This is a genomic window from Phormidesmis priestleyi BC1401, from assembly GCF_001650195.1.
In the GTDB taxonomy this organism is placed as follows: Bacteria; Cyanobacteriota; Cyanobacteriia; order Leptolyngbyales; family Leptolyngbyaceae; genus Phormidesmis_A; species Phormidesmis_A priestleyi_B.
Genome location: NZ_LXYR01000005.1, coordinates 17,140 through 34,945, shown reverse-complemented (window position 1 = coordinate 34,945; position 17,806 = coordinate 17,140). Strand labels below are relative to the sequence as shown.

The 17,806-nt window shown below is 47.9% G+C and carries 23 protein-coding genes and 1 pseudogene; 12 read left to right on the top strand and 12 right to left on the bottom strand.

The window, feature by feature from the left end:
* The first annotated feature begins 4 nt into the window (after nucleotides 1-4).
* The 3 genes and pseudogenes from A8707_RS04435 to A8707_RS28890 form a co-directional block, all read left to right on the top strand.
* The gene (locus tag A8707_RS04435; protein ID WP_068815512.1) at nucleotides 5-721 is read left to right on the top strand and encodes an ABC transporter ATP-binding protein; all 717 of its coding nucleotides are present in this window, start codon (nucleotides 5-7) and stop codon (nucleotides 719-721) included.
* Nucleotides 722-724: 3 nt separating this feature from the next.
* Nucleotides 725-1,051 (top strand): hypothetical protein, encoded by a 327-nt coding sequence (locus A8707_RS28895; protein WP_197484611.1) that lies wholly within the window; start codon nucleotides 725-727, stop codon nucleotides 1,049-1,051.
* An 81-nt stretch (nucleotides 1,052-1,132) separates the two neighbouring features.
* Nucleotides 1,133-1,420, top strand: a pseudogene (locus A8707_RS28890) (2OG-Fe(II) oxygenase); the annotation flags it as partial.
* 167 nt (nucleotides 1,421-1,587) lie between these two features.
* Here the strand turns inward: A8707_RS28890 and A8707_RS04420 are convergent.
* Complete coding sequence (locus A8707_RS04420; protein WP_068815506.1) at nucleotides 1,588-3,681, bottom strand: PA14 domain-containing protein; 2,094 nt, start codon at nucleotides 3,679-3,681, stop codon at nucleotides 1,588-1,590.
* 755 nt (nucleotides 3,682-4,436) lie between these two features.
* On the opposite strand from A8707_RS04420, the gene pds reads away from it, so the two are divergent.
* The 4 genes from pds (at nucleotide 4,437) to A8707_RS04400 (ending at nucleotide 8,529) form a co-directional block, all read left to right on the top strand.
* Nucleotides 4,437-5,858: a 15-cis-phytoene desaturase gene (gene pds, locus A8707_RS04415; protein ID WP_068815505.1), complete on the top strand. Its 1,422-nt coding sequence runs from the start codon at nucleotides 4,437-4,439 to the stop codon at nucleotides 5,856-5,858.
* Between the two features lie 37 nt (nucleotides 5,859-5,895).
* A complete protein-coding gene (crtB, locus tag A8707_RS04410; protein WP_068815503.1) occupies nucleotides 5,896-6,828 on the top strand; it encodes a 15-cis-phytoene synthase CrtB in 933 nt (310 codons plus the stop codon).
* A gap of 195 nt (nucleotides 6,829-7,023) precedes the next feature.
* A complete protein-coding gene (locus tag A8707_RS04405) occupies nucleotides 7,024-7,887 on the top strand; it encodes a WecB/TagA/CpsF family glycosyltransferase (RefSeq protein ID WP_068815501.1) in 864 nt (287 codons plus the stop codon).
* Between the two features lie 96 nt (nucleotides 7,888-7,983).
* Nucleotides 7,984-8,529, top strand: a complete 546-nt coding sequence (locus A8707_RS04400; protein WP_082906221.1) for a Uma2 family endonuclease — start codon at nucleotides 7,984-7,986, stop codon at nucleotides 8,527-8,529.
* A gap of 1 nt (nucleotide 8,530) precedes the next feature.
* On the opposite strand, the gene hisIE is transcribed toward A8707_RS04400, so the two are convergent.
* Nucleotides 8,531-9,178, bottom strand: coding sequence for a bifunctional phosphoribosyl-AMP cyclohydrolase/phosphoribosyl-ATP diphosphatase HisIE (gene hisIE, locus A8707_RS04395; RefSeq protein ID WP_068815500.1), 648 nt, complete (start codon nucleotides 9,176-9,178; stop codon nucleotides 8,531-8,533).
* 48 nt (nucleotides 9,179-9,226) lie between these two features.
* Here hisIE and A8707_RS04390 point away from each other — a divergent pair, with 48 nt between their 5' ends.
* The gene (locus A8707_RS04390; RefSeq protein ID WP_156518355.1) at nucleotides 9,227-9,577 is read left to right on the top strand and encodes a hypothetical protein; all 351 of its coding nucleotides are present in this window, start codon (nucleotides 9,227-9,229) and stop codon (nucleotides 9,575-9,577) included.
* Nucleotides 9,578-9,584: 7 nt separating this feature from the next.
* Here the strand turns inward: A8707_RS04390 and A8707_RS04385 are convergent, their stop codons facing one another.
* The 3 genes from A8707_RS04385 to A8707_RS04375 form a co-directional block, all read right to left on the bottom strand.
* Nucleotides 9,585-9,797 (bottom strand): hypothetical protein, encoded by a 213-nt coding sequence (locus A8707_RS04385; RefSeq protein ID WP_068815496.1) that lies wholly within the window; start codon nucleotides 9,795-9,797, stop codon nucleotides 9,585-9,587.
* Complete coding sequence (locus A8707_RS04380) at nucleotides 9,790-10,071, bottom strand: hypothetical protein (protein WP_068815493.1); 282 nt, start codon at nucleotides 10,069-10,071, stop codon at nucleotides 9,790-9,792. Before A8707_RS04380 ends, A8707_RS04385 begins: the two co-directional genes overlap by 8 nt.
* Before the next feature lie 261 nt (nucleotides 10,072-10,332).
* On the bottom strand, nucleotides 10,333-10,554 hold the full coding sequence (locus tag A8707_RS04375; RefSeq protein WP_068815491.1) for a ChaB family protein: 222 nt from the start codon (nucleotides 10,552-10,554) through the stop codon (nucleotides 10,333-10,335).
* 151 nt (nucleotides 10,555-10,705) lie between these two features.
* Between A8707_RS04375 and hemL the strand changes: the two genes are divergently transcribed.
* Nucleotides 10,706-12,004 (top strand): glutamate-1-semialdehyde 2,1-aminomutase, encoded by a 1,299-nt coding sequence (gene hemL / locus A8707_RS04370; RefSeq protein WP_068815488.1) that lies wholly within the window; start codon nucleotides 10,706-10,708, stop codon nucleotides 12,002-12,004.
* Nucleotides 12,005-12,115: 111 nt separating this feature from the next.
* Here the strand turns inward: hemL and A8707_RS26695 are convergent, their stop codons facing one another.
* The 6 genes from A8707_RS26695 to A8707_RS04340 all read right to left on the bottom strand — a co-directional run bounded on the left by A8707_RS26695 (nucleotide 12,116) and on the right by A8707_RS04340 (nucleotide 15,023).
* Nucleotides 12,116-12,283, bottom strand: a complete 168-nt coding sequence (locus A8707_RS26695) for a metallothionein (protein ID WP_082906219.1) — start codon at nucleotides 12,281-12,283, stop codon at nucleotides 12,116-12,118.
* A 117-nt stretch (nucleotides 12,284-12,400) separates the two neighbouring features.
* Nucleotides 12,401-12,871: a tellurite resistance TerB family protein gene (locus A8707_RS04360; protein ID WP_068815486.1), complete on the bottom strand. Its 471-nt coding sequence runs from the start codon at nucleotides 12,869-12,871 to the stop codon at nucleotides 12,401-12,403.
* A gap of 86 nt (nucleotides 12,872-12,957) precedes the next feature.
* Entirely contained in the window at nucleotides 12,958-13,449 is a 492-nt protein-coding gene (locus A8707_RS04355; protein ID WP_068815484.1) for a YajQ family cyclic di-GMP-binding protein, read from the bottom strand.
* A 40-nt stretch (nucleotides 13,450-13,489) separates the two neighbouring features.
* Nucleotides 13,490-13,921, bottom strand: a complete 432-nt coding sequence (locus A8707_RS04350) for an MAPEG family protein (protein ID WP_068815482.1) — start codon at nucleotides 13,919-13,921, stop codon at nucleotides 13,490-13,492.
* Nucleotides 13,922-13,931: 10 nt separating this feature from the next.
* Nucleotides 13,932-14,447: a DNA recombination-mediator protein A gene (locus tag A8707_RS04345; RefSeq protein WP_462686386.1), complete on the bottom strand. Its 516-nt coding sequence runs from the start codon at nucleotides 14,445-14,447 to the stop codon at nucleotides 13,932-13,934.
* A gap of 21 nt (nucleotides 14,448-14,468) precedes the next feature.
* Nucleotides 14,469-15,023 (bottom strand): PadR family transcriptional regulator, encoded by a 555-nt coding sequence (locus A8707_RS04340; protein WP_068815480.1) that lies wholly within the window; start codon nucleotides 15,021-15,023, stop codon nucleotides 14,469-14,471.
* Between the two features lie 167 nt (nucleotides 15,024-15,190).
* Between A8707_RS04340 and A8707_RS04335 the strand changes: the two genes are divergently transcribed.
* Nucleotides 15,191-16,612 (top strand): carotenoid oxygenase family protein, encoded by a 1,422-nt coding sequence (locus tag A8707_RS04335; protein ID WP_068815479.1) that lies wholly within the window; start codon nucleotides 15,191-15,193, stop codon nucleotides 16,610-16,612.
* Here A8707_RS04335 and A8707_RS04330 read toward each other — a convergent pair.
* Nucleotides 16,609-16,980, bottom strand: a complete 372-nt coding sequence (locus tag A8707_RS04330) for a Lin0512 family protein (RefSeq protein ID WP_074382457.1) — start codon at nucleotides 16,978-16,980, stop codon at nucleotides 16,609-16,611. The two genes, A8707_RS04335 and A8707_RS04330, sit on opposite strands and share 4 nt — an antisense overlap.
* Before the next feature lie 167 nt (nucleotides 16,981-17,147).
* Between A8707_RS04330 and A8707_RS04325 the strand changes: the two genes are divergently transcribed.
* Both A8707_RS04325 and A8707_RS04320 read left to right on the top strand, forming a co-directional pair.
* Nucleotides 17,148-17,357 carry a DUF4160 domain-containing protein gene (locus A8707_RS04325; RefSeq protein ID WP_068815477.1) on the top strand — a complete coding sequence of 70 codons (210 nt, stop codon included), beginning with the start codon at nucleotides 17,148-17,150 and terminating at the stop codon, nucleotides 17,355-17,357.
* Between the two features lie 58 nt (nucleotides 17,358-17,415).
* Nucleotides 17,416-17,703 carry a DUF2442 domain-containing protein gene (locus A8707_RS04320; RefSeq protein ID WP_068815475.1) on the top strand — a complete coding sequence of 96 codons (288 nt, stop codon included), beginning with the start codon at nucleotides 17,416-17,418 and terminating at the stop codon, nucleotides 17,701-17,703.
* Nucleotides 17,704-17,806 lie beyond the last annotated feature (103 nt).

Below are 17,806 nucleotides of genomic sequence, written 5' to 3'. Positions count from 1 at the left end.
CGTGATGCAAGAGATTCCACTGCTCGAAATTCAAGGACTCAGCGTTCACTACGGCGGCATTCAGGCACTCCAAGCGATTGACCTGACGATTTACCCCGGCGAAGTTGTGACGTTGATCGGCTCAAATGGGGCTGGCAAAAGCACGACGCTCCGGGCGATTTCTCGCATCGTTAACGCCCATCAGGGGCAGATTCTCTACAATCACGAAAATATTACGCGTCGTCGTCCTCATGAAGTCGTCAAACTAGGAATCGCCCACAGCCCAGAAGGGCGCAGAGTGTTATCTCGTCAGACCGTGTTAGACAACTTAGAATTGGGAGCGTACACCAGATCGTCGCGTCGCAGTATCCAGTCCGACATTGAACAACAATTTCGATTATTTCCGCGATTGGCAGAGCGCAAAAATCAACTAGCAGGGACTTTGAGCGGCGGTGAACAGCAAATGTTAGCGATCGCTCGTGCCCTGATGAGTCGTCCCAAATTATTGCTGTTAGACGAACCGAGTTTAGGATTAGCACCCACGATCGTGCGTGAGATTTTCACGATTATTCAAAATTTACGAGAGACAGGAGTGACCATTCTTTTAGTCGAGCAAAACGCAAATCTGGCATTGCAGATCGCCGATCGTGGCTATGTTTTAGAAACAGGTTGCATAACGCTATTTAACAAAGCTTCTGAATTATTGAAAGACGATCGAGTCAGACAAGCCTATTTAGGTTAATTGATGATGAATCTAAATATTTTAGAGTCTAATTATCTACAGATTGACAACTTTCTCACGAGAGAAGATAAAAAAAGATCGCTGAATTATGTGTTTGCAGAAGAGGCAGAGTTTGTGCCGACTAGCACCGCGACCGATGAAGTAAATTATCGGCGATCGAGCGTTCTTTATTCATTTCCTGAGTTTGCGGAGTTGATCCGCGATCGCATTCAATCGGTTGCTCTAGATATTTTTAGAACATTGGAACTACCCCCGTTTTCTGTTGATTATATCGAATCTCAGTTAACGGCTCACAATGATGGCAACTATAGCTACCGCCACATAGGTTAGGACAGGGACATTTTTGGCAGCACGCGAAGCACACTACCAAAAATGTCCTAAGCAAAGTGGCGATGGCTATACTACAAAGTTCACAACGATAATGGCAGTTCAAATACGGCAACGAGAGAACTAACCTATGTCTATTATTTCCATCGAGAACCTAAACCCTTTTTGGGCGGAGAATTAGTCATTTACGACAGCAAAATTGAGAATACCTATTACGTCAATGCAGACTCTTTTAAGACGATCGAGCCTCGAAACAATAGCATCGTCTTTTTTCTCAGTCGATACATGCACGAAGTTTTACCTGTGAGTTGCCTGTCTCGATCGTTTCAAGATAGCCGCTTCACTATCAACGGCTGGATTCATCGCCAGTGATCCCACAACAAAATCGCCCCATGAAAGCGACAGATAATAGATTCACCCGATGCTGTAGAGATGTTTCGGTGGAACGTCTCGCCGATTTTGTTGGCATCATCGGATGCTCAAATAATTTGAAAGCCCCCCAACATTGGGAGGCTTCCGATAGTTCTATGGCGGGTTGATCAAATCGTCGCTTTGAGAGTCAACTTCACAATTAACGGCGCATCAGGAACATCGAGTGTGATTTGAGTCGGAGCCGTAAATTGGCTTACCAGATCAGTCGACCGGCTTGTCAAATAAGTCGTCGCCTGCTGAGTCGGAGTCACTAAATTCAATGTGACTTTCTGACTCACCGCTGCATCGGTGCTCGTCACATCTAACCACATCACTAAATAGAGATCGCCATTATTCTTCTTTAACAGTGTATGCCGAACGTCTTTAGTGTTGCCCGTCAGATAATAACTCAACGAACCAGATGCAGAACTGCCTTGCGGATCTTGCAGCAACCCAATCAAGTTTTTCAACGCATAGAACGTAGGCTTTGGAGTGCCATCCGCTCGAATTAAGCCAAAATTGTTCTCCATATCAGATTGTGCCCGCTCGTCCATCAGTTCATATAAGAATGTGCGCGTCACCCCTCGGTTGAAATACTCTAAAAACAGTCGAGGAATGTATTTTGAAGACACTTCCTCTGAGACACCTTTTTGACTCGCATTCGGATCATTGACTGCATTGTGCCAGCCTGTCTCAGTTGCCACGATCGCTCGATCTCCCGACACTTTTTTCGTGTTAGGAATCCATTTGGTGTCGAGGTCTTGATCCGGTTGGTTGCCCCCCGCATAGCTGTGCATATTGCCGCCATCTACCACCGATTGCAGCGACCCCATGCGAGAGCCATTTTCAGGAAACGCCATTGAAGGCGCTAACACCGACACAAACGACGTAGCCGCATCGCCTTTCACCGCTTTATATAAGTCTGTCTGATAGTCAACAACCCCATCGGGAAAAGACTTGCCTTTATAGGTCAGCATCGAGTTGACATCCCACTCATTTGGACCTTCGATCGCCCTCACAGACGGCAACACTTTTTTGAGCAACTCAACTGCATTGTCGGGGGTGATTCCATCTCGCGGGTCCATGACGAGCGTCGATCGAATCCCAAGATTTGCCAGTCGATTTAGCTTCTCAAACATGGCAGCATCGTTGCCCCCATCGCGGATATTACGGATTCCTAGCTCTCGCAGTCTGGGTTCTACAACATCGTCATAGCGCCCATAGCTGGTGTCGGTGTAGCGCAGATGCGTTGCGACCCCGATCGAGTCTACAAACGAGTCAGCACTTTTTGCCTGCTCAGTCAGCGATTGCCCGATCGCCGTTAGCAAATAGTTAGTCTGCACATCGGCGCTTGTATACACCTGAAGATAATAGGTCCCAGCATTGAGCAGGGCATCGATCGTTTCTAGCATCGTTCCGTCGTGGGTTGAAGAGTTGAGCACGTTGCCCTGACTATCCAACACGTTGAGATTAGCATTGGCGGTTAGCTCACTCAAGTTTAAGGTTAAATGACTGGGCGCGTTTACGCTAAAGCGGTAATAGTCACTCAGATTAGTTGGGCTGACGCTATCTCTGGTCTCATTGGTTCCAAGACTGCCCCAATCTACCGCATTCGTGAAGTCGGCAGACTGACTTCGAGCGACTCGATCGCCCACGAAAAGCTGGCTTTGAGGCACGACTTCTTTGACTTGAGTGGGGTTAGACCACAGCAGTTGAGCGACTGCATAGCCGCCTTGCTCATAATAATCAAGCTGAATATCAACCTTCTGCCCAGCAACTAAATTAATCACGCCACTGTCTTCAGTCACTGCATGAGGTGCCCAGTGATCGATTAGAAGTTGCCCGTTGACCCACAGTTTGACCCCATCATCTGAATGGGTATAGAACGTGTATGCTTCTGACTGAGTGGGCAAAATTTGTCCAGTCCAGCGTGCTGAAAAATTGTCGGCGGCGATCGCTCCATCTGGCGAGCCTTTCCCCCAGTCAAAGTCTACGGTGGCATCGGTTCGAGTCAGAATCGGAGTTGCAAGATCTTTGTTATTGAAGTATTGAGCAGATAATCCTATCGTCCCTAATGGAGAAGCAGTCGCCGCAGACGTTGAAGTAATCTCTGGAAATATCGAGCTAGTACTGTTGGTGATTCCGGAGGAAGCTTGCGGAGCAAGTGCATCAGCGCTCACACCCACAGCACTTGCTTGGGTGACGAGAGTAGAGTCTAACACTATGTTTTTTCCTCTAAGAGTTGAGAAGAACCCTTTAGCCGAGTCTTTGGGTCAGTAAGCTCTCAGAATGAGGAATGCTGGAATCTTCGCCAAACGCTATTAGCGTTTGGCTGGCAAGTAAAATTTTGCTATCTGGACAGTCGAGATCAGCGCCAGGGAAACGTTTCTACAAGAGGTCTGGAGACCTAAGCGAAAACAGAAAACAGTTCATAATCATCTAGACTTCCCGCAAAAATCGATGTCTAACCTCCATAGTTTTCTTAGATAGGAAGACGTGCGTTCTCAGTCGGCTCTAAACCAAGCCAGGAAAAGGGTTTAAAGATTGACGTGAGAAGCCGGAAGGGAGGAGCACTCAACGCTAATTAGGACTGCAACGCTGATATGGGATAGATAGTAAATGGTTGCAACACTATTGACAACACTAATCTCAACATTACGGAGCTATAAACGCTTGTATCCTACATGATTTAAAACGCTCTGTACAGAAGTTATTTGAGAATTTTCATTAATGGAAATTTCAACCCTAGTTGATGCAACAATTTATCAAATCTTTCCCAATCTTATAGATGGACTAAGACGCGTAATGGCTTCTTCTAGGTCAAATGATGTAGAGAATTGTGAAGTACTTATTAATTCTCATTTCTCTCCTTACAGTTTGCCCGATACAAGAATCCTTTGAGGCATTCCCAAAATGTAACGGTTTGCAACGTATAATGAGAACGAGTTGACGTTGTAATCATTCCTTGAGAGAAGACATGCGAGTTGCAATCGCCGGAGGCGGGTTAGCGGGGTTATCCTGCGCTAAATATTTAGTCGATGCAGGGCATACCCCGATCGTCCTAGAAAGTCGGGATGTTTTGGGTGGCTTGGTGGCTGCTTGGAAAGACGAAGACGGAGACTGGTATGAGACGGGATTGCACGCATTTTTTGGTGCCTATCCCAATATGCTGCAACTGATGGCAGAGTTAGGCATCTCCGATCGTCTTCAGTGGAAACAGCACACGCTGATCTTTAACCAACCCGAAAAGCCTGGAGTTTTGTCCCGCTTTGATGTGCCTGACATTCCTGCGCCCTTTAATGTGATCGCGTCAATCATTCGCAACAACGATATGTTGACCTGGGAGCAAAAGATTCGGTTTGCGTGGGGGCTTCTGCCTGCGATCATCCGGGGTCAAAAATATGTCGAAGACATGGATCAATACAGCTTTCTAGAATGGCTAGAGCGGCAGGGCATTGATGAGAAGGTCAACAGCGATATTTTTATTGCAGCGACGAAAGCGTTGACATTCATCAACCCCGATCAAGTGTCTTCTACGATTCTCTTAACTGCGCTTAACCGCTTTCTGCAAGAGCGTTACGGCTCTAAAATCGCCTTTTTAGATGGTTCACCGACCGAGCGTTTGTGTCAACCGATCGTGGACTATATTACAGACCGGGGAGGAGAAGTGCAGCTTAAAAAGCCGCTCAAAGAAATTCTTCTCAACGCAGATAACACGGTTCGGGGATTTGCGATTCGGGGTATTGATGGCGCATCTGACGAGGTGATTACCGCCGATGCTTACGTTTCAGCCATGTCGGTCGATGTGATGAAAGTTCTCAGACCCGAAACCTGGAAATCAATGGATTTCTTCAAAAAGCTCGATGGCTTAGAAGGAGTGCCCGTGATCAACCTTCATTTGTGGTTCGATCGCAAGCTCACTGATATCGACCAACTGTTATTCTCGCGATCGGATCTCCTAAGCGTCTATGCAGATATGAGCGTGACGTGCAAAGAATATGAAGACCCCGATCGCTCAATGCTAGAACTCGTGCTCGCCCCTGCCAAAGATTGGATCGATAAATCCGACGAAGAGATTATTGCAGCAACCCTGATTGAGATCGAGAAACTTTTTCCTCAACACTTCAAAATCGACGACCCGGTCACACTGCGAAAATATAAGGTGGTCAAGACTCCTCGATCAGTCTACACTGCGTCCCCAGGGCGACAGGCATTCCGCCCTGATCAAACAACCCCAATTCAAAACTTCTTCCTTTCGGGTAGCTATACAATGCAGCGATATCTTGGCAGTATGGAAGGTGCCGTACTTTCTGGTAAGCTGACAGCGCAAGCGATCGAAAACCATTCATCTCTCGCGGTCTCTTCTAAAGAGCCGCGCAGGTTAGTATCGACCCCCTAGCGAGTAGCGCTTTGTCAACCCTCCAGACTGCAACAGAATGCTGCAACTGCCCGAACCAACTACCTCCTGCGTAAGAACCCTGGCTTCCGTAGAAGAAGCCTATGAACAGTGCCGCCAAATCACAGCAAACTATTCTAAGACGTTCTACCTCGGAACGCTGCTGATGTCTGCTGAGAAACGTCGGGCAATCTGGGCGATCTACGTGTGGTGTCGTCGCACTGATGAACTTGTCGATGGACCGAACGCCAGTCTGACCACCAACGAGACGCTAGATCAGTGGGAGCGGCGACTAGAGGCGCTTTTTGCGGGGCATCCTCACGACCACTACGATGTTGCCCTCGTCAATGCATTAGAGCGGTTTTCGCTCGATATCGAACCGTTTCGAGACATGATCGCTGGGCAGCGAATGGACTTGTATCGCAGTCGCTATCAGACATTTGACGAGCTATGGCTCTATTGCTATCGCGTGGCGGGAACTGTGGGGTTGATGTCCACTACAGTGATGGGCAGAGACGAGAGATTATCTACTGCTCCGTGGGATCAGCCCAAAACCAATGACCCGATCGAGCAAGCGATTGCGCTTGGCATCGCTAATCAACTCACCAATATTCTCCGCGATGTTGGCGAAGATGCCCGTCGCGGTCGCATCTATCTGCCGTTAGAAGATTTGGCGCTCTTTGACTACACTGAAGACGATTTGCTTAAAGGAGTCGTAGACGATCGCTGGCGGGCGTTAATGTCGTTTCAAATTCAACGAGCGCGCAAGTTTTATGCGCTGGCAGAAAGCGGCATCGGTGCCTTGAGCGAAGATGCTCGATGGCCTGTCTGGTCTGCGCTGATGCTCTATAGCCAAATTTTAGAAGTGATCGAGCGCAATGGCTACGATAATTTCCGGCAACGGGCTTACGTGTCAAAGCCCAAGAAGATTGTGTCGCTGCCGATCGCGTGGCTGAGAGCGAAAGTTTTGTAAGCAATCGTCCTGTAATCATAGAAATTTAATCACTTGTCGCCCTAATTTGATCTCAATTCTAAAATTGATATTTAGATTGGGAACTCTATGACCAGAGGACTGTGTAGCCACTACGGTTTGCTATGCGCCCTTTGTCTTAGAGGTGCGTCTTTCGATCGAGAAGAGTCGCATCCGATACCCTGAAATCGGATCACCATGTCTCAAGAAACTCCAAGAATTGTCAGGAAAGAAGAGGTTCAACAGCTTTATCGAGATTTCAGAAAAGCCGTTCTCGCCTCAACTGCCAACGAAATCACGCTTGAAAACCGTACGTTACTTCGCGAAAAAGTCGAAGTTCTCAACGTTCAGATCGACAATTTATCGCGAAAGGAGTTGCTCGATCAGCTCACAAAAGGGGTTGTCTTCACTCCCAATGTCGATCATTTGATGAAGCTGCAATATGACCCAACTTTTAAACAAGCCTATGAAGTCGCAGACTACAAAATTTGCGACAGTCAGATCGTTCTCTATGCCTCCAAGTTTTTAGGCTCACCCCTTCAAGCCAAAATCTCTGGCTCTGAGCTTTTTCCGGTGTTTTGTGACCACCACAGAGTCAACGAAAAAATCAAGATCTTTTTGTTGGGTGGTGCAGAAGGCATCGCGGATAGAGCGCGCGATCGTATCAACCGCAAAACCGGACGAAACATCATCGTCGAGGCGCATTCTCCCTCGTTTGGGTTTGAGAAAGATGAGGTAGAATGTCAAGCGATCGTGCAGATGATCAATGATTCTCCCGCAACGGTTTTAGTGGTTGGGGTTGGTGCGCCCAAACAAGAAATCTGGATTTTTAACTACAAAAACCAGCTTCCAAAAATTGACATTTTTATGGCGGTCGGCGCCTCGATCGACTTTGAAGCCGGAAACAAACCCCGATCGCCGGAGTGGATGAGCGACTTGGGCATCGAGTGGCTCTACCGCCTGTGGTGTGAACCTATTCGCCTCTGGAAACGCTATCTCGTAGATGATTTGCCGTTCTTCTGGCTGATCATCAAGCAAAAACTGAAGCTGACTCGAAAGTAAAGAATCCACAGTCGTTACTATAAGAGCAGCATCCGCGTCTCTCATCCCTAATCATGACTCAAGCTTCTGTCAAACTAAGCTTTGATGACTATCTGACTGACCTATGACGATGGCACTGACGATCGATATGAGTTTGTCGATGGGGAACTGCTTCAAATGACTCCAGCAACTCATCGGCACCGCAGAATTAGTCGATGTCTAGAAGAAATGCTTCGACAAGAAATTATCAAAACTTCCCTGAGATGGGAAACTGCCCGAAATGGCGAAGTTGGAGTGCAGACCAGAGGAAAAACTAAGATTACTGTTCGCTTGCCCGATGTTGTGGTTTTTGAGGGAGAAACCGTCACCGACCCAGATGGAGTCGCGATTTTGACGGTTCCGCCGTTATTTATAGTTGAGGTCGTGAGTCCTGGTGAACAAAACCGTAAACGAGATTACGAGCAAAAATCGCGTGAATACCAAAGTATAGGCATTCCAGAATATTGGATTGTCGATCTTCAAGAAGCCGCCCAAAGAGTTACCGTTCTGATATTGGTAGATGGGGTGTATGAAGAGACAGAATTTGTGGGATACGATCGCATCCTCTCCATGACGTTCCCTAATCTCAATCTCACTGCCGAGCAAGTTTTAACCGTTAGTTAATCTATTTTCTGCGCTCTTGCAGTTTGCGATAGACGGCTTTGATGTCAACGTTGTGGTGGGCGATCGCCACCAGCGTGTGATAAAGCAAATCGGCAGCTTCTCCGGCGATCGCGTCGGCATCATCGTCCTTGCACGCCATCACGACTTCAGCCGCTTCTTCGCCAATCTTTTTAAGAATCTTGTTATCACCGCCATCCAAAAGTTTGCGAGTGTAAGAGCCTTCGCTGGGATTGTCGCGACGATCGCAGATCACACTAAATACCTGCGACAGCGTATCAGCCGGGGGAGGAGTCACGCCGCCATCGACTTGATGGAAACAACTGCGCTCTCCGGTGTGACAAGCCACATCTCCAATCTGCTCGACAGTGACGAGCAAGGCATCGCTATCACAGTCGTATCGAATCGCTTTGACGTTTTGAATGTGTCCTGAGGTTGCCCCTTTGTTCCAAAAAGCTTGACGAGATCGACTCCAAAACCAGGTTTCGCCTGTCTCCAAGGTTTTTTGCAGCGATTCTTGATTCATCCACGCCATCATCAAGACGGTGCCATCGAGATAATCTTGCACGATCGCGGGCACTAATCCCCGATCGTCATACTGAATTTTCTCAACAGGAATAGACTGCGCGGAAAGAGATTGGAAGGCTGACATGGCAACGAGAGGCTAATCATTGGGCGGATTACAGTTTACCATTGGCTGATGAGGCACACTGCTGATGCAGTTGGAGAAGAACAGATGCCAATAAGTTTTTATTCTATGGATGAATCGAGACCGAGAGAGGGAATTGCATGGCTGTGCGACCAAAATTGGAATATTGCAGAGCAGGTTGACTACTTATCAGATTGGTTGAAACAGATTGAAGGAAAAATCGAGAAGGGAAGCTACGTCGCCGATATAGGCTTTGTGACGCGCAGGGATGCCTCTGGGGGAGGTGCAGTCATAAATACGGAAATGGTGCGGATTATGAACGATCTAGGAATAGAGCTATTCCTTTCCGAATATGGTTATGAATCCGAAGATGCTGACACCGAGAGCGAGTTTGACAGATGACTAATCGCTAAATGGGTGAAGCCCCAATCGCGGCAGTCTTTTGTGCCTCTTCTACCTCCAGCCGAGCTAGGGTTGCTGCGGCTTCTGCTAGATAGAGAGCGATCATTGCGCGAGTAGCGGCGTGTTTCTCCCGATGCAACTCCTCGCAGTGAAACAAGACTCGAATTCGATAAGCCTCAATTGACTCAGGATCAACAGCGTGTCGTTTCAGTTCAGACATCTAATCGCCTCTCTAATATTTCTGTTTTTAACAGTTGCCTCTCAACCTCAGTGTAGAAATACTTTATGCCAAGCATCGTGTTATCTGCCAGTAGAATATCCTGGCGTGCTTCTGTAGGATTGAGGGAAGGGTGGCGCGCAATCACAGTGTAACGACCTGCTGGCAAATTTGAGAAAATTGCATCGGCGACAGTGATTCTAACGGGCTGTTGATCAATAACTTGTCCGTCTGAAGTTAGCAGTACAACGATCGGTTGTCCTGAGATCGAGGACATACTTACTCCCTGGTCATTGCGAATGACTACGATAATGTACGACAGAACATATCTCCTGGTTGAGTTCTTTCAAAGTGTATCCGATCAAAAACTCTTGCTACAGGTTGAGACATTCATGCAAAATAGGAGCACGATCGCTCTTCAGCAAAATCGCACTCCCATATTTTTTGCTTCAACTAATTTGAAAGCTCTCCTCAATCAACCGCGAGGCAAATGCCTCAAAAATTTACAATTTAAAGACCGAACTAAAAAATCAAGAAATCAACCCACTTCGACAACCGCAAGACAGGGTTCTGAGGAAATCCCGCTATTCAAGCTTACCGCTTGATTTCTAACCGCGCTCCAGGCGATTTGATGCGCTTTTGTCTCGTCGCCATACCACTGAAGAGCCGAGTTAAACGCTACGCTATAAAAGTGTTGAGCTGTTTCAGAAAGCTGAGTGCGAATACTCGCAGGCAACTCCTGATTGTTTTGGTACGACATTCTAGCCGCCTCCGGTAAGTGAGATAATTAGTTAGTATGGCTTGCTTGCATTCAGAAATCTGCCTACCTTGAGGAATATCTTTGGTGATAAGACTCAGGGAGTGTTGCCCAAGACTATTGCAGAGCGATCGAGAGATTTAAGGAGAAAACTTTGATCACAGGCACATTGAGAACGACAAAATCAGAAGAAATCTTTGCTGCTGCCCAAACGCTGATGCCGGGTGGAGTGAGTTCCCCGGTGCGCGCGTTTAAGTCGGTGGGCGGACAGCCGATCGTGTTCGATCACGTCAAAGGCGCATACGCGTGGGATGTCGATGGCAACCGATATATTGACTACATCGGCTCTTGGGGTCCGGCAATCTGCGGTCACGCGCACCCCGAAGTGTTAAAAACGCTTCACGAAACGTTAGAAAAGGGCACCAGTTTCGGCGCTCCAAATGCCCTAGAAAATGTCTTGGCTGAAATGGTCATTGATGCCGTTCCCAGTGTGGAAATGGTGCGATTCGTCAATTCGGGAACTGAGGCTTGTATGTCGGTCTTGCGGCTGATGCGAGCGTTTACCGGACGTGAGAAAATGATCAAATTTGAGGGCTGCTATCACGGTCACGCCGATATGTTTCTCGTGAAAGCGGGTTCTGGAGTGGCGACGCTCGGCTTACCTGATTCTCCGGGTGTTCCTAAATCGACGACCAACAACACGCTGACTGCGCCTTTTAATGATTTGGAAGCAGTGAAAGCTCTGTTTGCAGCTAATCCTGGTGAGATTGCAGGCGTAATTTTAGAACCTGTAGTCGGCAACGCGGGCTTTATTCCTCCCGATAGTGGCTTTTTGGCAGGTCTGCGAGAATTGACTCGCGAAAATGATGCGCTGCTGATCTTTGACGAAGTGATGACCGGATTCCGCATCGCCTACGGTGGCGCACAAGAGAAGTTTGGCATCACGCCCGATTTGACGACGTTAGGAAAAGTGATTGGGGGCGGGTTGCCCGTCGGCGCTTATGGCGGACGCAGAGACATTATGGCAATGGTTGCTCCCGCAGGTCCGATGTATCAAGCAGGAACGCTGTCTGGCAACCCTCTCGCGATGGCGGCAGGAATCAAAACATTGGAACTATTGCGCCAGCCGGGGACGTATGAGCAGCTCGATCGCGTCACCACCCGCTTAGTCAACGGACTTCTTCAAGCCGCTAAAGACACAGGTCATGCCGCGTGTGGCGGTTCGATCAGTGGAATGTTCGGCTTCTTCTTCACCGAAGGACCGGTTCATAACTATGAAGACGCTAAGAAGTGTGATTTAGCTAAGTTTGGGCGGTTTCATCGCGCCATGCTAGAGCAAGGAATTTACCTCGCCCCGTCTCAGTTTGAAGCCGGATTCACCTCGCTGGCTCATACCGATGAGGATGTCGATCGCACGATCGCTGCCGCAAAAGCCGTGATGTCTCAACTCTAAAATTCAGCAAAAAGCAGGGCAGAAGGCGATATCAAGTTACCTTCTACCCTACTTTTTGATGAAATTATAACGGAACGAAGAATACGTTTTCCCTTGTTCCGTCGGTTTTGATTAACAGGTGCAGCCTTTGTGTCCGCAGTCGCCGTGCCCATTGGGATGACCATCAGCACACACGTCGCTGCAATAGAGTTTGCCATCTTTTTGGACTGCACCTTCTGTCGTAACGACGCACAGGCAAGGCTCACAAGCACATTTCATTTGGGTAACTGTAGCAGCCATGATTAAATTCCTCTAAATTTATACTCTTATCATAACGTATGAACAGCTATTCAGATATTAATTAAATTAAAAAGCAGGGAGCAGATTTGAGTGCTCCCTGCGATCGCGTTTCAATCCCTACTCTTCATCTTCTTCAGATTCTTCATCTTCTTCAGAAAATAACTCATCTGCGAGTTCTTGCGCTCGATCGTCAGAGATCTTCAGAGCCAGACGCAAATCTTCCAGATACTCCTCTTCTGCTTCAGGGACTTCTCCATCAATCGCAAGAACCACCATTGCCACGATAAACGCGGTTTCTTTTAGATCGTGATCGGACAACGATTCGATCGCTTGGGCAAACACTGCATCAGCGCCGTCTTCTCGAACCATCGCGCCAACTTTTGCGCCTAGCTCTTGCAGATCTTCGTCCGAATACTCTTCATACAAGTTAATGCCTGAGAGCATTTCATCCAGCGCGTAGCCTTCGTCTTCGCTGACACCATCTCCATCCGCATAGGCAGAAAAGATGGCGATCGCCGCGATTGCGACTTCTGGCTTTAATGCGACTTGACTTTGAGTTCCCCCACTTGGCAACCGACGCTTGGGCATAATTCCTCTTGAATGAGTGTTCGCTCGGTCTAATGGTTTTTGGGATATCCATAGACCGCGCCTATTGTGCCCAAGTTGGAATCAAACTAGCGATAGTTATTAAACTGCAACGCCATTGGATAATCTTCTTGTTTTAATCGCTGCATCACGGATTGCAGGTCATCTTTGTCTTTGGCAGACACGCGCACTGCATCGCCCTGAATCGAGCCTTGCACCTTTTTAAACTCGTCTCGAATCAGCTTTGTGATTTGCTTGGCGACTTCTTGGCTGATGCCTTTTTTGAGCTTGATTTCTTGCCGAACTCGGTTGCCACTAGCAGACTCGACTTTGCCATAATCAAAAATCTTGAGCGACAAATTACGCTTGGCAGATTTTATTTGCAAAATCGTCTGAATCGCATCTAGCGTGAATTCGCTGTCGGTGCTGACGACGATCGCATCTTCACCTAACTCCAGCGTGGTTTTGGTGTCTTTGAGATCATAGCGAGCAATGATCTCTCGGTTGGTTTGATCAACCGCGTTGACGAGTTCCTGGCGATCGAAGTCGCTAACCACATCAAAAGAAAAAGTTGAAGCCATAAGAAATTAGGGGGCAGAGGTTGGAGATCAGGGGCAATCACTATCCCTTAATGGTGCTGGTAATGCTGGCTGCGATCAAGGTGAAAATGCACGTTGATCCAAGCGCAAACATTAGCGATCGCAGCAAAGGCACGTTAAAAATATAAGCCACCGAGTAGAGCAACCGGATAGGGAGATAGGCGATCGCTGCCCAAGCTACTGACTCGGAGGTTTGACCTGTAACGTATGCCATCAGTGCTGCGACGCTAAACAGCGTGAACGACTCCCATGAGTTTTGGTGTGCCCACGTTGCCCGTTGCCCAAACGCAGGCAGCTTGTCAAAGGCAGCGCGAGGAGCTGCCATCATGGTTTTGTCGTAGCCAATGGTGACACGGGCGTATCCCACTGCGAGAAAAGGAAGATAGACCAGAACGGCAGCGGCAGCGATCGCCCCTAACAAAATCGTCGGAGTAGACAGTCCAAACAGGCTCATTCGTGATTTCCTAATCGAAATAAAACAACGTCACAATTTTGCGCTGATCTTCCGCGTCTTGGCAGGTTTGCAGCAACGTCCGGCTGTCGTGAAACGCAAACCCAATGAGCTGCTGACACCGAGAAATAATCTCTTGATTGCACAAAGCACTGGCTTCGGCGAGAGAGAGACTATTATTCTCAGGGTTTTCGACCAGGTGCATGACGTTTTCAAGCTGTTCGCGAGATTCACGCGGCTGGCGATCCATCGTTTGGGGCAAGATTACCGTCAGCAAGCTGGGATCGGCACGCAACGCCCCCCGAATTGCCGCAAAATTTGTTCCTGTAGAACCGGATGTGATGAGACGATTTCCTTCTAAAACCAGGGCATAGCTCATCATCTCAATCAAGTTTTGGTGAGTGATGGGCACGTGCCGAGAACCCAGCAGGGCGATCCGTTTAGAACCTGTTTGCTGAATGGTGGCTAGCTCTTGTAAAAAATCATCGACTTTTGGTAGATCAATCGACTGACTCAATGCCGTACACATGGTGACAACGCCGCTATTTTATCAGACAGGCTTGTCATCCGAACGTTTCGTCAACAGTTCGAGCGCTTCATCGCACCAATCGATCCATTCTTGCTCGTGACGAATGCCCCGTCGCAGGGTGAGATAGGGAAATAAATCGACTTCTGGTAGCTGCCGAGGAGCCTGAAAATATTCCTGCTGAATGGTTTTGTAGGTTGCCAATTTTTCTGAGTGAAGCTGTCGATGTCGCGCTAATTCTTGCTCAATCACGGAGGTAGAAACGAGGCTACCGACAAACACTTTGACCAATAGATCATCTTTCATCGCTACAGCCTCGCAAGGTTCAGCAACCCATTGGGTCAAGTGTTGGTGACCTAATGGAGTCAGGTGGTAGAGCTTTTTATCGGGGCGACTTGCCTGAGCGATCGCTTCAGAGTCGATCCAGTTTTGGGCTTCGAGTTTAGCGAGTTCGCGATAAATTTGCTGATGGCTGGCGTTCCAGAAAAACCCGATTGAGCGTTCAAAATATTTGGTCAGATCGTAGCCACTGCGGGGTTGATGAACTAACGCTGCCAAAATTGCGTGGGCAAGTGCCATCGAAGTTTCTCCTTAGATATACAATTTATTGCATATTTACTAATTGACATATTCAACTAATTGCATAATACTTGAATCAATTAATGCAACTAATTGCATAATAGCGTCTCAAAGAGCTTTTGCTTTGAAACGCTAAACTGACACCACTACCAAGGAGATGCACGATCGTGATTAGTTCTTCTAAAACCAAACCCTGGGCAAAGGCGGTATTGCATACTGCAAGAGGATTCGAGCAGACCTCATTATCGATTTTGTCGGGAGCCATTCCGGCTGGGTTACGCGGATCGCTCTATCGCAACGGCGCGGCTCGACTAGAGCGCGTCGGGCAGCGCGTCGGGCACTGGTTTGATGGCGACGGGGCAATTTTGGGCGTTCATTTCACTGATGTGGGGGCGACGGGCGTTTATCGCTACATCCAATCGGCTGAATATCAAGCAGAGGAAAAAGCGGGGCGATTTATTTACGGTGGCTATGGGATGAATCCGCCGGGAGCGATTTGGGATCGATTTAAGGCAACCAAGAATGCGGGGAATACCTCAGTGTTGGCATTTCCCGATCGGCTGCTTGCTCTGTGGGAAGGAGGACATCCTTACGCGCTCGATTTAGACACTCTCGAAACGCGTGGACTGGATGACTTAGGCGGGTTGCCGAAGTCGCTACCGTTTTCTGCCCATCCTAAACGTGACTCGAAAACGGGTGATGCGTTTAATTTTGGGGTGAGCTTTGGCAAAGAGGCGACGCTGAATGTCTATCGCCTTGACGCGAGTGGCAAACTCAAGCAAAAAGGCAGCGTTAAGCTAGATGGCTTGCCGTTGATTCACGATTTTGTGATGGCGGGGCAATATTTGATCTTCTTCATTGCGCCCGTGCGGTTGAGTGTGTTGCCGCTGCTGCTCAGGCTCAAAAGTTTTAGTGACTCTTTTGAGTGGAAGCCAGAACTCGGAACACAGATTTTAGTCTTCGATCGGACTTCTCTAACTCTAGTCAGCCAAGGTGAAACAGAACCCTGGTATCAGTGGCACTTTGGCAATGGCTTTGTGAATGCTGACGGTGACGTAGTTGTGAATACTGTTCGGTATGACAACTTTGACACGAATCAATATCTCAAAGAAGTCGCGACAGGTAAAACTCACACATCCGCTAAGTCAACGCTGTGGCAAGTGCGCTTGAATCCAGTGGCTGGAAACGTAATCGAGACCCATCAACTCCTCGATCGCTTCTGCGAATTTCCGGTGGTGAAGCCTCATGATGTGGGTCAACCTGCGCCCCACACCTATTTATCACTGCGTCGTCAAGGCGTTGATCCGGCTCAGGATTGGTTTGGCGCGATCGCTCGATTTGATCAAACCACTGGAGAGCTAATGGAAGCTGATTTAGGTGAAAATCTCTACCCAATGGAGCCGATCTATGCACCGGATGCTGAGAACCCTAATCAAGGTTGGATTGTCACCGTGGTGTATGATGGAACGCTCGATCGTAGCGAGGTTTGGGTTTTCGACAGCGATCACCTCGACGATTCGCCTGTGTGCCGTCTAGCATTACCCGAAGTGATTCCATTTGGATTTCACGGCACTTGGAAGCCTGCTTAAGAGTCTTCTTTCTCGATATACACCGTCACGGCAGCGACTGCGATTATCATTTCATCATTTTTGTCGTTAAATTCTGCGATCGCTCGCCCTTGCACGATCATGCCGCCTGCCTCGACGGTGAGAGTCTTTCGTCCAAACGGTAAAACCGCCAACACGTCTGCCTCTCTGACCTGTTCGGGGTAGGGAACGGCAACCTGCACTTCGACAATCATTTGATCAGGATGGTCTAACCCCGCAACTTCCCAGATCCCAGGGAGCGCATTGTGAGCGATCGCGTTTCTCACCGCACGAGCCGCCGCAACCGTGGGTTCTTGCCCATGTTGATCGACTCCCATTCCCATTTCAATGATGAAGCGTTTTCGAGCCACAGGTTTCTTGCCCTAACGTGAGTGATTTGATTTATCCTACATCCCTGGTTACTTTTTCGGTTTAATTCAGCTTTAGGAGTGGTATCTGCATTAGAAACTGTGCGACAAAATGGCGATCGCGCTTTGGTAGAATAAAGGAAATTCATCATTTGCTGTCAAACGCGGTTATGCCAGAGATCGCACGGTTTTATGGAATTGTGATTAAGGTATTCTTTGGCGATCACCCTCCGCCTCATTTTCATGCAATCTACGGTGAGTATAACGCGCTGGTAGACGTTGAGTTACTTGAAATCATAGAGGGAGATTTGCCGAGTCGCGCCCAAAAATTAGTCCTTGAGTGGGCAATGTTATATCAGCAAGATTTGCTGCAAATGTAGAATACCCAGGAGTTTCGTAAGTTACCCCCTCTAAAGCAATGTTAGATCTAAGAGCAGTATGAAATATCCTCGCATTCATAAAGTCGAAGCGATCGATGACACGACTTTAGTAATTGAATTTACCAATCAAGACGTTAAAAGATACGATATTTGTCATCTCTTAGACATCTCAATGTTTTCTCCGCTTCGGCAACCTGCTTTCTTTAAAAACTTTAAGGTTGAGCACGGTGGGCATGGAGTGGTATGGAATGAAGAGATTGATATTAGTGAGTATGAGCTTTGGAAGAATGGTGTGACATTATCTATTGATCGCATTCAGCACGAACACGATCTTAATAATTCTTAAGCTAAACGCCAACGCTTCTGGTGTTGGAATACTGAGATGCAAATATCCTGATTCATCGATCGTGGTTGTCAGTTGTAGAACTTCCATTACCTAATAGATAAAT

Excerpts from the sequence above, each read along its gene's own strand:
- A8707_RS04375 (WP_068815491.1), bottom strand. The coding sequence starts at position 10,554 with ATGTCGTACCAAAACAATCAGGAGTTGCCTGCGAGTATTCGCACTCAG.
- A8707_RS04435 (WP_068815512.1), top strand. The coding sequence starts at position 5 with ATGCAAGAGATTCCACTGCTCGAAATTCAAGGACTCAGCGTTCACTAC.
- A8707_RS04350 (WP_068815482.1), bottom strand. The coding sequence starts at position 13,921 with ATGAGCCTGTTTGGACTGTCTACTCCGACGATTTTGTTAGGGGCGATC.
- A8707_RS04355 (WP_068815484.1), bottom strand. The coding sequence starts at position 13,449 with ATGGCTTCAACTTTTTCTTTTGATGTGGTTAGCGACTTCGATCGCCAG.
- hisIE (WP_068815500.1), bottom strand. The coding sequence starts at position 9,178 with ATGTCAGCCTTCCAATCTCTTTCCGCGCAGTCTATTCCTGTTGAGAAA.
- A8707_RS04325 (WP_068815477.1), top strand. The coding sequence starts at position 17,148 with ATGCCAGAGATCGCACGGTTTTATGGAATTGTGATTAAGGTATTCTTT.
- A8707_RS04340 (WP_068815480.1), bottom strand. The coding sequence starts at position 15,023 with ATGGCACTTGCCCACGCAATTTTGGCAGCGTTAGTTCATCAACCCCGC.
- A8707_RS28895 (WP_197484611.1), top strand. The coding sequence starts at position 725 with ATGATGAATCTAAATATTTTAGAGTCTAATTATCTACAGATTGACAAC.
- A8707_RS04360 (WP_068815486.1), bottom strand. The coding sequence starts at position 12,871 with ATGCCCAAGCGTCGGTTGCCAAGTGGGGGAACTCAAAGTCAAGTCGCA.
- A8707_RS04405 (WP_068815501.1), top strand. The coding sequence starts at position 7,024 with ATGTCTCAAGAAACTCCAAGAATTGTCAGGAAAGAAGAGGTTCAACAG.
- pds (WP_068815505.1), top strand. The coding sequence starts at position 4,437 with ATGCGAGTTGCAATCGCCGGAGGCGGGTTAGCGGGGTTATCCTGCGCT.
- A8707_RS04320 (WP_068815475.1), top strand. The coding sequence starts at position 17,416 with ATGAAATATCCTCGCATTCATAAAGTCGAAGCGATCGATGACACGACT.
- crtB (WP_068815503.1), top strand. The coding sequence starts at position 5,896 with ATGCTGCAACTGCCCGAACCAACTACCTCCTGCGTAAGAACCCTGGCT.
- A8707_RS04390 (WP_156518355.1), top strand. The coding sequence starts at position 9,227 with ATGAGGCACACTGCTGATGCAGTTGGAGAAGAACAGATGCCAATAAGT.
- A8707_RS04345 (WP_462686386.1), bottom strand. The coding sequence starts at position 14,447 with ATGTGTACGGCATTGAGTCAGTCGATTGATCTACCAAAAGTCGATGAT.
- A8707_RS04380 (WP_068815493.1), bottom strand. The coding sequence starts at position 10,071 with ATGTCCTCGATCTCAGGACAACCGATCGTTGTACTGCTAACTTCAGAC.
- A8707_RS04385 (WP_068815496.1), bottom strand. The coding sequence starts at position 9,797 with ATGTCTGAACTGAAACGACACGCTGTTGATCCTGAGTCAATTGAGGCT.
- A8707_RS26695 (WP_082906219.1), bottom strand. The coding sequence starts at position 12,283 with ATGGCTGCTACAGTTACCCAAATGAAATGTGCTTGTGAGCCTTGCCTG.